15 protein-coding genes are annotated in these 13,684 nt (G+C 65.7%); 13 read left to right on the forward strand and 2 right to left on the reverse strand.

All coding sequences use genetic code 11. From position 1 onward, the window contains the following. Positions 1–42: 42 nt before the first annotated feature. A complete protein-coding gene (gene fliE, locus AB870_RS22385; RefSeq protein WP_047906337.1) occupies positions 43–378 on the reverse strand; it encodes a flagellar hook-basal body complex protein FliE in 336 nt (111 codons plus the stop codon). 351 nt (positions 379–729) lie between these two features. On the opposite strand from fliE, the gene fliF reads away from it, so the two are divergent. The 13 genes from fliF to fliR all read left to right on the forward strand — a co-directional run bounded on the left by fliF (position 730) and on the right by fliR (position 12,309). Continuing rightward, a complete protein-coding gene (fliF, locus tag AB870_RS22390; protein ID WP_047908573.1) occupies positions 730–2,427 on the forward strand; it encodes a flagellar basal-body MS-ring/collar protein FliF in 1,698 nt (565 codons plus the stop codon). Then, the gene (gene fliG / locus AB870_RS22395; protein WP_047908574.1) at positions 2,414–3,412 is read left to right on the forward strand and encodes a flagellar motor switch protein FliG; all 999 of its coding nucleotides are present in this window, start codon (positions 2,414–2,416) and stop codon (positions 3,410–3,412) included. The genes fliF and fliG overlap by 14 nt, the downstream gene beginning before the upstream one ends. 19 nt (positions 3,413–3,431) lie before the next feature. Further along, entirely contained in the window at positions 3,432–4,091 is a 660-nt protein-coding gene (gene fliH, locus AB870_RS22400) for a flagellar assembly protein FliH (protein WP_047906338.1), read from the forward strand. Positions 4,092–4,447: 356 nt separating this feature from the next. Beyond that, positions 4,448–5,824 carry a flagellar protein export ATPase FliI gene (gene fliI / locus AB870_RS22405; RefSeq protein ID WP_269466248.1) on the forward strand — a complete coding sequence of 459 codons (1,377 nt, stop codon included), beginning with the start codon at positions 4,448–4,450 and terminating at the stop codon, positions 5,822–5,824. Between the two features lie 12 nt (positions 5,825–5,836). Further along, positions 5,837–6,289, forward strand: a complete 453-nt coding sequence (gene fliJ / locus AB870_RS22410; protein WP_047906339.1) for a flagellar export protein FliJ — start codon at positions 5,837–5,839, stop codon at positions 6,287–6,289. 19 nt (positions 6,290–6,308) lie between these two features. Next, positions 6,309–7,769, forward strand: coding sequence for a flagellar hook-length control protein FliK (locus AB870_RS22415; RefSeq protein ID WP_053059494.1), 1,461 nt, complete (start codon positions 6,309–6,311; stop codon positions 7,767–7,769). Between the two features lie 156 nt (positions 7,770–7,925). Beyond that, complete coding sequence (gene fliL / locus AB870_RS22420) at positions 7,926–8,408, forward strand: flagellar basal body-associated protein FliL (protein ID WP_047906340.1); 483 nt, start codon at positions 7,926–7,928, stop codon at positions 8,406–8,408. A 7-nt stretch (positions 8,409–8,415) separates the two neighbouring features. Further along, positions 8,416–9,414, forward strand: a complete 999-nt coding sequence (gene fliM, locus AB870_RS22425; protein WP_047906341.1) for a flagellar motor switch protein FliM — start codon at positions 8,416–8,418, stop codon at positions 9,412–9,414. Beyond that, entirely contained in the window at positions 9,414–9,875 is a 462-nt protein-coding gene (gene fliN, locus AB870_RS22430; protein ID WP_047906342.1) for a flagellar motor switch protein FliN, read from the forward strand. The genes fliM and fliN overlap by 1 nt, the downstream gene beginning before the upstream one ends. Further along, the gene (gene fliO / locus AB870_RS22435; protein WP_047906343.1) at positions 9,872–10,369 is read left to right on the forward strand and encodes a flagellar biosynthetic protein FliO; all 498 of its coding nucleotides are present in this window, start codon (positions 9,872–9,874) and stop codon (positions 10,367–10,369) included. Before fliN ends, fliO begins: the two co-directional genes overlap by 4 nt. A gap of 80 nt (positions 10,370–10,449) precedes the next feature. Beyond that, on the forward strand, positions 10,450–11,190 hold the full coding sequence (gene fliP, locus AB870_RS22440; protein WP_047906344.1) for a flagellar type III secretion system pore protein FliP: 741 nt from the start codon (positions 10,450–10,452) through the stop codon (positions 11,188–11,190). 16 nt (positions 11,191–11,206) lie between these two features. After that, positions 11,207–11,476, forward strand: a complete 270-nt coding sequence (gene fliQ, locus AB870_RS22445) for a flagellar biosynthesis protein FliQ (protein ID WP_047906345.1) — start codon at positions 11,207–11,209, stop codon at positions 11,474–11,476. Between the two features lie 41 nt (positions 11,477–11,517). Beyond that, positions 11,518–12,309, forward strand: a complete 792-nt coding sequence (gene fliR, locus AB870_RS22450) for a flagellar biosynthetic protein FliR (protein WP_047906346.1) — start codon at positions 11,518–11,520, stop codon at positions 12,307–12,309. A gap of 135 nt (positions 12,310–12,444) precedes the next feature. Here the strand turns inward: fliR and flgL are convergent, their stop codons facing one another. Then, on the reverse strand, positions 12,445–13,680 hold the full coding sequence (gene flgL / locus AB870_RS22455) for a flagellar hook-associated protein FlgL (RefSeq protein WP_047906347.1): 1,236 nt from the start codon (positions 13,678–13,680) through the stop codon (positions 12,445–12,447). Positions 13,681–13,684: the final 4 nt, after the last annotated feature.

Consider the following 13,684-nt stretch of genomic DNA (forward strand, 5'->3'; position numbering starts at 1 on the left):
TCGGAACCGATGCGGCCGATACTGGCCCGCCGTCAGACTCGCTCAGACCTGCATGTTCATCACGGTCGTGTAGGCCGAAACCAGCCGGTTGCGCACTTGCAGGCTCATCTGAAAGCCGACGTTGGCCTTTTGCAGATCGACCATCACGTCGTTGAGCGCCACACCTGGCTCGCCCATTTCAAACGCCCTGGCCTGCGCTTCCGCGCCGTTCTGCGACGCCGACACACGCTTGAGCGAGGCTTCCAGTTCCGCGGCAAATCCGCCCGTCTTCGACACCGAACTCGCGCCGGCGCTCGTTGCGCCCATGATCGAGCCCGCCGCCTGCGACGCTACGCCGCCCAGCTTTTGCAGTACCGATTCGATCCCCGGAATGGCCATGATGCTTGTCCCTTGCTCGTGTCAGTAACGCCGCCGGCGGCACACGTCATCGCGCAACGCACACCGGTTTGCCTTTTATCAGTCACGTCGGAGCTTACCACCGCCTGGCAAGCCCTCAATGCCTTAATTAACGGTAAAAGACCCGCCTAATCCTCGGAACGATTCCACATTCGCCAACGAATAATCAGGACCATCGGCATCGTGCGCACCGTCACCCCGAGTCTTTCCGATCCTTAACGCTTCAAGGATGCGCGCGCGAAGCCAAGCGTACCCCGGAGAATTCTGTCGCATGTTAGTGAGCACTTCCACCGCGATGAACGTCAAGTCAACGCCCCTGGCGTGGAGCCGCGCATGAATGCCGCCACCCAGACGGCCGACGTCGCCGCCAAGCCGCCTCTGCTCGCGCAGTTGCGCTCCCGCGAGCGCCTGCCTTTGCTCATTGGCGGCGCGGCCCTCGTTGCATTGCTGATCGCCGTCTTCCTGTGGAGCCGTGCCCCCGATTACAAGGTGCTGTACAGCAACCTCAGCGATCGCGACGGCGGCGCCATCATCACGTCGCTGCAACAGATGAACGTGCCGTACAAGTTTGCCGAGGGCGGCGGTGCCATTCTGGTGCCGTCGGAGCAGGTGCACGACGTACGCCTTCGTCTGGCGTCTCAAGGGCTGCCCAAGGGCGGTCTGGTCGGCTTCGAACTGATGGACAACCAGAAGTTCGGCATCAGCCAGTTCGCCGAACAGGTCAATTACCAGCGCGCGCTCGAAGGCGAACTCGCGCGCTCGGTCGAATCGCTCTCCGCCGTGCAGGCCGCTCGCGTGCACCTCGCGATCCCGAAACCCTCGGTGTTCGTGCGCGAACAACAGAAGCCGAGCGCCTCGGTGCTCGTCACGCTCTATCCGGGCCGCGTCCTCGACGATGCCCAGGTCAGCGCCATCGTGCACATGGTTGCGTCGAGCGTGCCGGAACTGCCGGTCAAGAACGTGACGGTGCTCGACCAGAACGGCAACCTGCTGTCCGCACAAAGCGGCAACGCGCTGGGTCTGGACGCCAGCCAGCTCAAGTATGTTCGCGAACTCGAACAGTCCTACGCCCGCCGCATCGAAGCGATTCTTAACCCGATCGTCGGCCCGGGTAACGTGCACGCGCAGGTCACCGCCGACGTCGACTTCAATCAGGTCGAGCAGACTTCGGAGAACTACAAGCCGAACTCGGGCGAGCAAGCGGTGCGCAGCCAGCAGAGCAGCGAGGCATCGCAGATCGGTGCGAACGCCGTGGGCGGCGTGCCGGGCGCGCTGTCGAACCAGCCGCCGGGTCAGGCCACGGCACCGATCACGCAGCAACAACAGCAACAGTTCGCCCAGCAAGGCGCCACGCCGCCGGGTGCCGCGAGCGCGCCGCAAGGCCCGCGCAGCGACCGCAAGGACGCCACGGTCAATTACGAAGTCGACCGCACGATTCGTCACGTGCAACAGGCCACGGGCGGTCTGAAGCGCCTCTCGGCCGCCATCGTCGTGAATTACCGCCCGGGTACCGACGCGAAGGGCAAGCCGGCCATGGTGGCTCTCACGCAGGCGCAACTCGACCAGATCCAGAATCTGTCGAAGGAAGCCATCGGCTTCTCCGGCCAGCGCGGCGACACGATCAACATCGTGAACAGCGCGTTCACGGTCGAGGAAGATCCGGAAGCCAATCTGCCGTGGTGGCGTCAGCGCCAGAACATCGAACTGGCCAAGCAGGTCGGCAAGTGGGCGCTCATCGGTCTGATCGGTCTGTATCTGTGGTTCGGCGTAATTCGCCCGGCCATTCGCAAGCACCTGGCCCCGCCGCCGCCGGCAGAACCGTCGCTCGCCGGTGCGGGCGGCGCAAGTGGGGGCGCTGCGGGTGTCGACGGCGAGCCAGGCGAGGAGGCCGACGGCGAAGCCGGCAAGCGAGGCGAACTGAGCGCCTACGAACGTAATTTGCAGTACGCACGCCAAGTGGCGCGACAGGATCCGAAGATCGTGGCAACGGTAGTCAAAGCATGGGTGGGTGGTGGCGATGAACGCGGCTGAGGGACTCCAACGCAGCGCCATCCTTCTGATGTCGCTGGGCGAAGACGAGGCGGCGGAGGTCTTCAAGTACCTCGCGCCGCGTGAAGTACAGAAGCTCGGCGCGGCGATGGCCTCGCTGCGTCAGGTCACGCGCGACCAGATCGCCGACGTGCTGCAGGACTTCGTGCTCGAAGCCGAACAGCATTCGGCGCTCTCGCTCGATTCGTCCGAATACATCCGCTCGGTGCTCAACAAAGCGCTCGGCAACGACAAGGCCGCGGGGCTGATCGAGCGCATTCTGCAAGGTGGCGACACCAGCGGCATCGAAGGCCTGAAGTGGATGGACTCCACGGCCGTGGCCGAATTGATCCGTCACGAACATCCGCAGATCATCGCGACGATTCTCGTGCACCTCGACCGCGATCAGGCGTCGGAAGTGCTGGCCCTGTTCACCGAACGCCTGCGTAACGACGTGGTGCTGCGCATCGCCACGCTCGACGGTATTCAGCCAGCGGCGTTGCGCGAACTGAACGACGTGCTCACCAAGCTGCTTTCGGGCAGCGAGAACATCAAGCGCAGCCCGATGGGCGGCGTGCGTACGGCCGCGGAAATCCTCAACTACCTGGGCGGCGTGCACGAAGAATCGGTTATCGAAGCCGTGCGCAATTACGACTCGGATCTCGCGGCGAAGATCGTCGAAGAGATGTTCGTGTTCGAGAACCTGCTCGACGTGGAAGACCGCAGCATTCAGGTGCTGCTCAAGGAAATCGAGTCCGAGTCGCTCATCATCGCGCTCAAGGGCGCGCCGGCCGAATTGCGCGAGAAGTTCTTCAGGAACATGTCGGCTCGCGCGGCCGAACTGCTGCGCGAAGACCTCGAGTCGCGCGGACCGGTGCGTGTCTCGGAAGTCGAAGCCGAGCAGAAAAAGGTACTGCAAGTGGTGCGGCGCCTGGCCGATCAGGGCGCGATCGTGATCGGCGGCCGCGGCGACGACGCGTACGTGTAACGAAACGGGGCCCGCGCGTATGTCGACCATCATCCCGAAAGAACGCCTCTCCGCCTGGCAACGCTGGGAGATGGCGTCGTTCGACCCGCCGCCCCCCCCGCCGCCGCCGCAACCGGCACCGCCCAATCCGCTCGACGACCCCGCGCTCGTCGAGCAGATCGCCGCATGGCGCGAGCAGGCACGCGCCGAAGGTCATGCACAAGGCTACGCGGCCGGTCATGCCGAAGGTTACGCCGCCGGCCAGGCGGCCGGACAGCACGAAGTCGACGCACGCGCCGCGCAACTCGCCGACATCGCCCACGGTTTCGGCGACGCAGTGAACGCCATCGACCGCGAAGTCGCCGAACCCCTGCTCAGCCTGGCGCTCGACATTGCGCGCCAGGCGTTGCATCAAACCCTGTCGATCCGCCCCGAAACGCTGCTGCCCATCGTGCGCGACCTGCTCACGAACGATCCGCTCACCGGTTCGCCGCGTCTGCTGCTCAACCCGGAAGACGTCGAACTCGTCGAGTCGCATGTGGGTGCGGAACTGCGCGCCGCCGGCTGGACCGTCCGGGCCGATCCCACTATCGAGCGCGGCGGCTGCAAGGCCGAAGCGGCCAGCGGCGAAGTCGATGCCACCGTCGCCACCCGCTGGCAACGCGTGATGGCCGCGCTCGGCAAGGATCTGCCGTGGTGAACGCCGAACTCACCCCGCTCGCCGCCCATGCGCCGGTGCTGCCGGGCACCGGAAACACGCACGAGCCGGCCCCGGCCAACGACGCCACTACGCCCTCCGTGCGGCTGTGGGATGAGATCGACACGAGCACCGCGACGGCACAGGCCGGGGCGCTGCAACCCGACGATCACGACGGCGACCATGCCGTCGATCACGGGGGCCATCGGGACGATGCGAGCGTCGAAGCGCACGACAGCACAGATAATGCAGACGGCGCCGCCCTCGCCAAGGCGGCCCGCCATACCGCGAATCCCGCCCATGACGTACACGGCACGCATAACGCCCTGAACGCTCGCGAGATTTCGCGCGACGCGCATCTGCGCCGCTGGCAGAACACGCTGCGCGAGCGTATCGCTCACGTGCACGCCGTCGAACCGACGCGCCGCTGCGGCCGCCTCACGCGCGCCGCCGGACTGGTGCTCGAAGCCGTCGGCCTGCGTCTGCCGGTCGGCGCCGGCTGCCTGATCGAATTGCCGGTGCACGACGCCTCGCGCGAGCCCGCCACGGCCGAAGCCGAAGTCGTGGGTTTCGGCGGCGACCGCCTCTTCCTCATGCCGCAGACGGAAGTCGCGGGCCTGCTGCCCGGCGCTCGCGTATTCCCCATGGAGCCCGCAGCCGACGGCCCGCTTCCGTCGCAACGGCACAACGGCAAGCGCCTGCCCGTGGGCGAGGCGCTGCTCGGACGCGTGGTCGATGCCGCAGGGCGCCCGCTGGACGACTTCGGCCCGCTCGGCATGACCGACAGCGCATCGCTCGCCTCGGTGCCGATCAACCCGCTGGGCCGTGCGCCCATCGAATCGGTGCTCGACGTCGGCGTGCGCGCCATCAATTCGCTGCTCACCGTGGGACGCGGTCAGCGCATGGGCCTCTTCGCCGGCTCGGGCGTGGGCAAAAGCGTATTGCTCGGCATGATGGCCCGCTTCACGCAGGCGGAAGTCATCGTCGTGGGGCTGATCGGCGAGCGCGGCCGGGAAGTGAAGGACTTCATCGAAAACATTCTCGGACCGGACGGCCTGGCGCGCTCCGTGGTCGTGGCCGCACCGGCCGACGTCTCGCCGCTGCTGCGCCTGCAAGGCGCGGCATACGCCACCACGCTGGCGGAGTACTTCCGCGATCAGGGCAAAGACGTGCTGCTGATCATGGATTCGCTCACGCGTTACGCGATGGCGCAACGCGAAATCGCGCTCGCCATCGGTGAGCCGCCCGCTACGAAGGGGTATCCGCCCTCGGTGTTCGCCAAGCTGCCCGCGCTCGTCGAGCGCGCCGGCAACGGCCCCGACGGCGGCGGCTCCATCACGGCGTTCTACACCGTGCTCACGGAAGGCGACGACCAGCAGGACCCCATCGCCGACTCCGCGCGCGCCATTCTCGACGGCCACATCGTGCTCTCGCGGCAGCTTGCCGAGTCGGGCCACTACCCCGCCATCGACATCGAACAATCGATCAGCCGCGCAATGGCCGCCCTCATCGACGACGGCCAGTTCGACACGGTACGCCGTTTCAAACAGATGCTCTCCCGCTACCAGCGCAACCGCGACCTCATCAATGTGGGCGCGTACGCACCGGGCAGCGATCCGATGCTCGATCAGGCAATCGAGCTCTATCCCCGTCTCGAAGCGTTCCTGCAACAGGGCATGCGCGAGCGGGCCAGTTATCCGGACGCCGTGCAGCAGCTGCGCGGACTGTTCCACTAACCGGAGGCGGCCATGAATTCCACCCTGCCCCTCAAGTTGCTCATCGAACTCGCTCAGAAGGACGTGGACGAAGCCGCTCGCCTGTTGGGCGAGCGTCAGACGCAACGCGCCGAAGTCGAGCGGCAGCTCGAAGCGTTGCGGCAGTATCGCCACGAGTACCGTACGCGCATGCAAACGGCAACGATTCAGGGTATGGCGGGCTGCGACTGGCGCAACTTCCAGCAATTCATCGACACGCTCGACACCGCCATCGGACAGCAGGCCATGCTGCTCCAGCAGGCGGAGGAGCGTCTGGCGGCGGCGCGCCGCGAATGGCAGGCGCAACAGCGCCGCCTGAACTCCTTCGGCACGCTCGCCTCGCGAGAAGACGCGCGCACTGCCTTGCGTGTCGCACGCCGCGAGCAGAAGGAAAACGACGAGTACGCCGCGCGCAGTCTGCGCCGCCGTGCCGAATCCCCGATTTGAAGGAATAGGTGAGCCCACTATGTCGATTCTGAGCTTCCTGACCGATGCCGCCGGTGCTGCCCAGCAGGCCGTGAACGGCAACAACCGCGCCGGGTCGTCGAACAGCGACGACGGCAGCGCGCTGCCGTTCGCCGCCGTGCTCTCGCAACAGACGCGCCAGACCACGCAGCCCACGGCCGCCGACACGAACGGGAACGCCGCGCAGGCCAACCAGACAAAGTCGTCCGGCGACGCGTCGAACGGCACGCGATCGGCCGACAACGCATCGACCGGCCAGACCGCTCAGGCCGGCCAAAGCGGCTCAAGCGGCTCAAGCAGCCAGGCCGGACAAACGAACGCTTCGAACAAGCCTTCGAAGCCGGGCGCCGACGACGGTAAGGACGACGAGGACGAAACGCAGACCGCTGCCGCCCCGGGCGATCCGGCCGCCGCGCTCGCCGTCGCGCTCGCTGCAATGAACAACGCCCCACTGCAAGCCACGACGCCCGCGCCGGCTGCCACGGCCGCAGATACCACCGCCACTGACGGCAAACCCGGCACCGGCGCCGCCATCACAGCTGCCGTAACCGGGGCGATGCAGGCGGCAGGCGCCGCGCAACTGAGCGGTCAGCCGCCGGCAGGCACCGATACCGACGCCAAGGCGACGGCAACGGCGACGTCGGCCACGAACGGCACCCCGGTCAAGGGCACCGTCACGCCGGCCGCATCGACAACCGGCCCGACGGGCGGCGTCTCGCTCGACACACTGGCGAAGAACACAAGCGCAGCGCAAGCGTCCGCGACGATTCAACCCGCCGCAACGGACACGAAGACAAGCACTCCGGCAGCCGCGACCGACGCACAGAACGCACAACGCATGGCCGACGCGCTCGCGCAAGTGCAGGGCAACCGCGACACCGCATCGCAAGCGGCGAGCGCCGCGCAGGCCGCCGCTCAGGCGGCTCAGTCGGCTCAGGCGGCCACGCCAGCCGTGGACGCCCAGCCGCAACTGCAAGCGCAGGCCAGCCTGCCTGCCGCGCTCGCCCTCAATGCGCGCGTCGGCACGCAGGACTGGAACCATCAGCTCTCGCAGCAAGTGGTATGGCTGTCCAGCGCTCACGCGCAGACCGCCCAACTGAGTCTGAATCCGCCGGATCTCGGCCCGCTGCACGTGGTGCTGAACGTGGCGAACGACTCGGCGCAGGCGATGTTCGTCTCGCAACACGCCGCCGTGCGCGACGCAGTACAGGCCGCGCTGCCGCAACTTCGCGACAGCCTCGCCAACAACGGCATCGCGCTGGGCAATGCGACCGTGAGCAGCGATAGCTCGCAGCAGCAAGCGTTCGCCCAGCAGGGCGCGAACGGCAACAGTGCAGGCAACGGCAATGGCAACGCACGCGGCACACCCGGCTTCGGCCAGAGCGCCGACGACAACCCCATCGCCACGACCGTGAACGTGCCGGTACGCGCGAGCAACGGCCTGGTGGATACGTTTGCGTAAGTTCGCCTGAGATGCCTGAGGTTGCGGCACCCTAAAGCAAGCGGGTTTTTCTGCCGTTAAGACAAAGACGCGAGTTAGACGCGATTGTCCCTTCTTTTCGGTCGATCACCCCTTGGCGGGTTGGCCGACAATCATTACCCAATAGCAGGCGAATACATGGCAAATCCCGCACCGACGCAAGCCGCGGCTCCCTCCGGAGGGGGCATGCGCAAATGGATTCTGTTGATCGTGGCGGTTGCGCTCATGGCAGCGGCCGGCGCGGCAACAGCCGTGTATTTGCTGACCGGACGTAACGAAACGGCAAAGGCGCCGCCGCCCCCGCCGCCGCCCGTATTCGTGAGCATGGACCCGTTCACGGTGAATCTCTCGGGCGAGGACGGCGAGCGTTATCTGCACATCGGTCTCTCGCTCAAGGTGGCGGACGCCGAAACGCAAGCTCGCATCACGCAACACATGCCCGAAGTGCGTAGCCGGGTGTTGTTGTTGCTGTCGTCGAAGCAGCCGCAGGATTTGGCTACGATCGATGGCAAGCGCCGTCTGGCAAGCGAGATCCGTTCGTTGGTCGCGCAGCCGTTCGCCGCCAATATGCCGCAGCAAGCCGTGGGCGACGTCCTGTTCACCGCGTTTGTAATTCAGTGAGTGATTCATGGCGCATGAGGAGTTCCTGTCGCAGGAAGAAGTCGATGCCCTTCTGAAGGGTGTCACCGGCGAACAGGATGACCGGTCCGAGTCGGAGGAGCATTCCGGCATCAGGCCATACAACATCGCGACGCAAGAGCGCATCGTGCGCGGGCGCATGCCCACGCTCGAAATCATCAACGACCGCTTCTCGCGACTGTTCCGCATCGCGCTGTTCAACTTCATGCGCCGCAGCGCGGAAATCTCGGTGAGTCCGGTGCGCGTGCAGAAGTACAGCGAGTTCATTCGCAACCTGCCCGTCCCGACCAACCTCAACCTGGTTCACATCAAGCCGCTGCGCGGCACGGCGCTGTTCGTGTTCGACCCGAACCTCGTGTTCCTCGTGGTGGACAATCTGTTCGGCGGCGACGGCCGGTTCCATACGCGCGTCGAAGGGCGCGACTTCACGCAGACCGAACAGCGCATCATTGCGCGCCTGCTCGATCTGGTGTTCGAAAACTACGGCGCGTCGTGGAAGCCGGTGTATCCGGTCGAATTCGAGTACGTGCGCGCCGAAATGCACACGCAGTTCGCCAACGTCGCCACGCCCAACGAAGTCGTGGTCACGACCACGTTCGACATCGAGTTCGGCTCGGTCGGCGGCGAATTCCACATCTGCATGCCGTACTCGATGATCGAGCCGATGCGCGACCAGCTCTCGAGCCCGCTGCAAGGCGAGACCCTCGAAGTCGACAAGCGCTGGGTGCGTCTGCTCTCGCAGCAGGTGCAGGCCGCCGATGTGGAAATCGTGACGAATCTCGCCCAGATCGACATGACGCTCTCGCAGTTGCTCAACATGCGCGTGGGCGATGTCATTCCGCTCGACGTGCCCGAGGTGCTCGAAGCCAAGGTCGACGGCGTGCCCGTGATGTACTGCAATTACGGCGTCTTCAATGGTCAATACGCGCTGCGCGTGAACCAGATGATCAACCATTCGCACAGCGATTACACGAAGGACAACGAGTGATGAGCGATACCCCTCAAACGCCCGGTGACGACGCCCAGGCCATGGCGGACGAGTGGGCCAGTGCCATGGCGGAGCAAAGCGCTGCCGAGCCGGCGGCTGCCGCACCGCAACCTGCCGCGCCGGCGGCGCCTGCCGCTCCCGCCGCTCCCGTATTCCAGCCGCTTGCCGCCACCGCGGGCAACCCGGCCGGCGCGACGCACAACGACATCGACCTGATTCTCGACATCCCGGTCCAGATGACCGTGGAGCTGGGCCGCACCAAGATCGCCATCAAGAACCTGCTGCAACTGGCGCAGGGCTCCGTGGTGGAACTCGACGGCATGGCCGGCGAACCGATGGACGTGCTGGTCAATGGGTGCCTCATCGCCCAGGGCGAAGTGGTGGTCGTGAATGACAAGTTCGGCATCCGCCTGACTGATATCATCACGCCATCCGAACGCATCCGTAAGCTCAACCGATGATTGCAACGAAAGTCCGCGGCAAGCCCGTGGGGCGTGCCGCGGCAAGTGCCGCCCTCGCCGCACTCGCGCTTTTTCCCGCCTCCTACGCCGGCGCTCAGGGCGCCGCCTCGCAAGCAGCGGCCGTGCCGAGCCTCGGCGGCGCGAGCATCGTGCAGACGGGCTTCGGCCTGGTGCTCGTGCTCGCGCTCCTGTTCGGACTCGCCTGGCTGGCCAAGCGCTTCGGGTTGCAACGCCCGCTCGGCGGCGGCAACGTCCGTATCGTGGGCAGTGCGGCCGTGGGCCAGCGCGAACGCGTTGTGGTCGTGGAGGTCGCGGGCGACTGGGTCGTGCTCGGCGTCGCACCGGGCCAGGTGCGCAGCCTGCACGTCATCGATGCCGATCGCGTCGCCGACCTGCCCGCCACGCCGGGCGTCGCCCAGCCGGGCGCACAGGCCAACCGCGCCGCTCAGGCTTTTGCGCAAAAACTGCGCAAATCGATGAAGAAGGATTCCTGATGTCGCGCGGCGGTATGTCGTCTGCCGGGTTTGCCGGGTTCCCCGATGGGAATTTCCGCTTGTCCCCCTCCCTGTGCCTGATGCCCGGGCTGGCGCTCGCCTGCCTCATCTGTCTGGCCTTGCCGGGGACCGCCTTCGCGCAGGCCACGCTGCCCGCCTTCACCACGACTCCCGTGCCCGGCGGCGGACAGACCTATTCGCTGTCCGTGCAGACGATGCTGCTGCTCACGTCGCTGGGCTTCCTGCCCGCGATGTTGCTGATGATGACCGCCTTCACGCGCATCATCATCGTGCTCTCGCTGCTACGCCATGCCATCGGGGTGACGACATCTCCGCCGAACCAGATTCTCATCGGACTGGCGCTGTTCCTGACGTTCTTCGTCATGTCGCCTGTGTTCGATCAGGTCTACACGAACGCCTACCAGCCGTTCGCCGCGAACAAGATCAGCTTCGAGCAGGCCATCGACACCGGTGCGAAGCCGTTCCATTCGTTCATGCTCAAGCAGACCCGCGAGGCCGACCTCGCGCTCTTTGCCAAGCTCGCCAAGACGCCGCCGATGAACGGCCCCGAAGATGTGCCGATGCGCATTCTCGTGCCCGCCTTCGCCACGAGCGAACTGAAAACGGCATTCCAGATCGGCTTCACGATCTTCATTCCGTTTCTCATCATCGATCTGGTCGTCGCCAGCGTGCTGATGGCCATGGGGATGATGATGGTCTCGCCGTCCACGGTCTCGCTGCCGTTCAAGCTGATGCTGTTCGTGGTGGTCGATGGCTGGCAATTGCTGCTGGGCTCGCTTGCCCAGAGCTTCACCATGTAGCGCGGAGGGGACCGAGATGACTCCGGAAACCGTCATGGCGCTGGCCCATCAGGCAATGCAGGTGTGCCTGCTGCTCGCGGCCCCGCTGCTGATCGTCGCCCTGATCTCCGGTCTGCTCGTGAGTCTGTTCCAGGCGGCCACGCAGATCAACGAAATGACGTTGTCGTTCATCCCGAAACTGCTCGCGGTATTCATCACGCTCGTGGTCGCGGGTCCCTGGATGCTCAACCTCATGGTCGACTACATGCGCCAGTTGCTTACCGGCATTCCCGGCCTCGTCGGGTAGGCCCGCACGCCGGCCCCGCCCGTCCACCGCCCGCTCAGACCTTGATCAGCTTCACTTACGATCAGCTCTCCGGCGTCATTGCGACGTTTCTCTTTCCGTTCGTGCGTCTGCTGGCGCTGTCGATGACCGCCCCGCTCTTCGGCGACTCGCGCGTACCCGGCACGGTGAAGATCGGCCTGGCGGGCATCGTCGCGCTCACGCTCGCGCCGCTGATCGGGCCCGCGCCCGCCGTCTCACCGTTCTCGTGGGAAGGCCTCTGGATCCTTGTTCAGCAGATGATGATCGGCGCCGCGCTCGGCTGGTGCATGCAGGTCGTGTTCTCCGCCGTGAGCATGGCGGGCGACTTCGTGGGTCTGCAGATGGGCCTGTCCTTCGCCACGCTGCTCAACCCGAACGCCGACGGCAGTACCGCCGTGCTCGGCATGCTGCTCAATGTGGTCATCATGCTCGTGTTCCTCGCGACCAACGGGCATTTGGTGATGTACGCCACGCTGGTGCAGAGCTTTTCCGTGTTGCCGGTTGCAAGCACGCCGCTGTCCGTGGGCGGCTGGCATTACCTCGCCATGCTCGGCGGCCAGTTATTCACGCTGGCGCTGATGCTCTCGCTGCCGCTCGTGGCCGCCTTGCTGATCTGCAATCTGGCGCTGGGCATTCTGAATCGCGCCGCGCCGCAGTTGAACATCTTCGCGGTGGGCTTTCCGCTCACGCTGGGCGTCGGTCTGGTGGTACTCGAACTGATGATGCCGCGCATTGCGCCGGTGATGGAGCACTTCAACGCGATCGGCATCGACATGATGATCCGCGCAACGGCCGCCTTCGTGCCGAAAGCCTAGCGCGCTCGCGCCTTCGCGTCCCCCGCTTCCGTCTCCCGCTTCCGTCACCCAAAACGGTTACCCCAAACGGTCCCCAAAACGAGACAGGCCACCCGAAGGTGGCCCGCTTTGTCCGGCGTCCCGGCGTCCTGACGCTCAGAGCAGGCTGAACAGCGACAGCTTCTGCGTCTGGATGAAGGTCTGCTGCGAGGCTTGCAGCGACGCCTGTTGCTGCGCGAACTGGCTCGTCGCAGAAATGATGTCCACGTCCAGCAAGTCCTGCAACTGCGACGTATAGGCAAGATCGTTGGCGCTGCCGATGTCGCCAAGCGTCGTCAGCTCGTTCAGACGCGACCCGACGGTCGTGCGCACGGTCGTCACGTTATCGTAGGTGTTGCCGAACAGCTGGTTGAACGTGGTCAGCGCGTTGCTCAGGTTGGCCGAACCGGTCGGACCCTGTGCGCTGACCGGCGTCTTGAGCGTGTCGATGAGCGCTTGCAGGTTGTCGAACACGTTCGTGCTCGACTTGCCCGCGGGCGCCACCGTGTACGTGTCGCCCGTGGCGGGGTCGCCCGTGAACGTCACCGACTTGCCGGCGAACGTGATCGGCTGGCCCGACGTGTACACGCCTGTGACATCCGGCACCGTGGTGTCCGTCAGGTCCTTGATCGTGTAGTTGGTGGTCGGCGGCGTGGTCGTGCTGTCGATCGCGAAACCGATCGAGAACTGGTGGTTGGCGCCGGCGTTGGTCACGTCCGTGGTCGAAACCGGCGTGAACGTCGCCGTGCCGGTATTCGACATGCTGCCGCTGATGACCGTGCTCGCCGTGGCGGGCTGGATCGCCTGGAAGATGTTCGAACCGATGTCGTTGATCGGAATCTGCCGCCCGGCGGCGACCTGCACATACCGAATGCCGGTATCGCCCGCGTAGCTCGCGCCCGTCGGGGTGGCGACATAGGCGGCCGAACCTCCCATGAAACCCGAGAACAGATACTGGCCGTTCGCGTCGGCCGTGTTGGCCAGCGACAGCAGTTGCTGGTAGCTCGCTTGCAGATCGGTCGCGATCGCCGAGCGGTCGTTGTCGTTGAGCGAGGCGCTGCCCGCGGCCACGACCTGCGACATGACGTGCTGCAACGTGTTGATGATGCTGCCGAAGGTCTGATCTTCGAGCTGGAGCGCCGTCGTGGCGGCGCCGCGATTCGTGGCGTACTGGGCGTTCATGTCCTTGGCCTGCGACACGGCCACGGCCTGCGCCGACGCCAGCGGGTCGTCGCTCGGCGTGGTCACGCGCTTGCCGGACGAGAGCTGCGCCTGCGTGTTGAGCAGATCGGAGACGTTGCGGCTCATGGCCGACGCCCCCTGATCGAAAATCATGCTGGTGCTGATGCGCATGGTG

The sequence above is a fragment of the Pandoraea faecigallinarum genome, assembly GCF_001029105.3.
GTDB lineage: Bacteria > Pseudomonadota > Gammaproteobacteria > Burkholderiales > Burkholderiaceae > Pandoraea > Pandoraea faecigallinarum.

Excerpts from the sequence above, each read along its gene's own strand:
- fliO (WP_047906343.1), top strand. The coding sequence starts at position 9,872 with ATGATTGCAACGAAAGTCCGCGGCAAGCCCGTGGGGCGTGCCGCGGCA.
- fliH (WP_047906338.1), top strand. The coding sequence starts at position 3,432 with ATGTCGACCATCATCCCGAAAGAACGCCTCTCCGCCTGGCAACGCTGG.
- flgL (WP_047906347.1), bottom strand. The coding sequence starts at position 13,680 with ATGCGCATCAGCACCAGCATGATTTTCGATCAGGGGGCGTCGGCCATG.
- fliL (WP_047906340.1), top strand. The coding sequence starts at position 7,926 with ATGGCAAATCCCGCACCGACGCAAGCCGCGGCTCCCTCCGGAGGGGGC.
- fliM (WP_047906341.1), top strand. The coding sequence starts at position 8,416 with ATGGCGCATGAGGAGTTCCTGTCGCAGGAAGAAGTCGATGCCCTTCTG.
- fliP (WP_047906344.1), top strand. The coding sequence starts at position 10,450 with ATGCCCGGGCTGGCGCTCGCCTGCCTCATCTGTCTGGCCTTGCCGGGG.
- fliQ (WP_047906345.1), top strand. The coding sequence starts at position 11,207 with ATGACTCCGGAAACCGTCATGGCGCTGGCCCATCAGGCAATGCAGGTG.
- fliG (WP_047908574.1), top strand. The coding sequence starts at position 2,414 with ATGAACGCGGCTGAGGGACTCCAACGCAGCGCCATCCTTCTGATGTCG.
- fliF (WP_047908573.1), top strand. The coding sequence starts at position 730 with ATGAATGCCGCCACCCAGACGGCCGACGTCGCCGCCAAGCCGCCTCTG.
- fliN (WP_047906342.1), top strand. The coding sequence starts at position 9,414 with ATGAGCGATACCCCTCAAACGCCCGGTGACGACGCCCAGGCCATGGCG.
- fliJ (WP_047906339.1), top strand. The coding sequence starts at position 5,837 with ATGAATTCCACCCTGCCCCTCAAGTTGCTCATCGAACTCGCTCAGAAG.
- AB870_RS22415 (WP_053059494.1), top strand. The coding sequence starts at position 6,309 with ATGTCGATTCTGAGCTTCCTGACCGATGCCGCCGGTGCTGCCCAGCAG.
- fliE (WP_047906337.1), bottom strand. The coding sequence starts at position 378 with ATGGCCATTCCGGGGATCGAATCGGTACTGCAAAAGCTGGGCGGCGTA.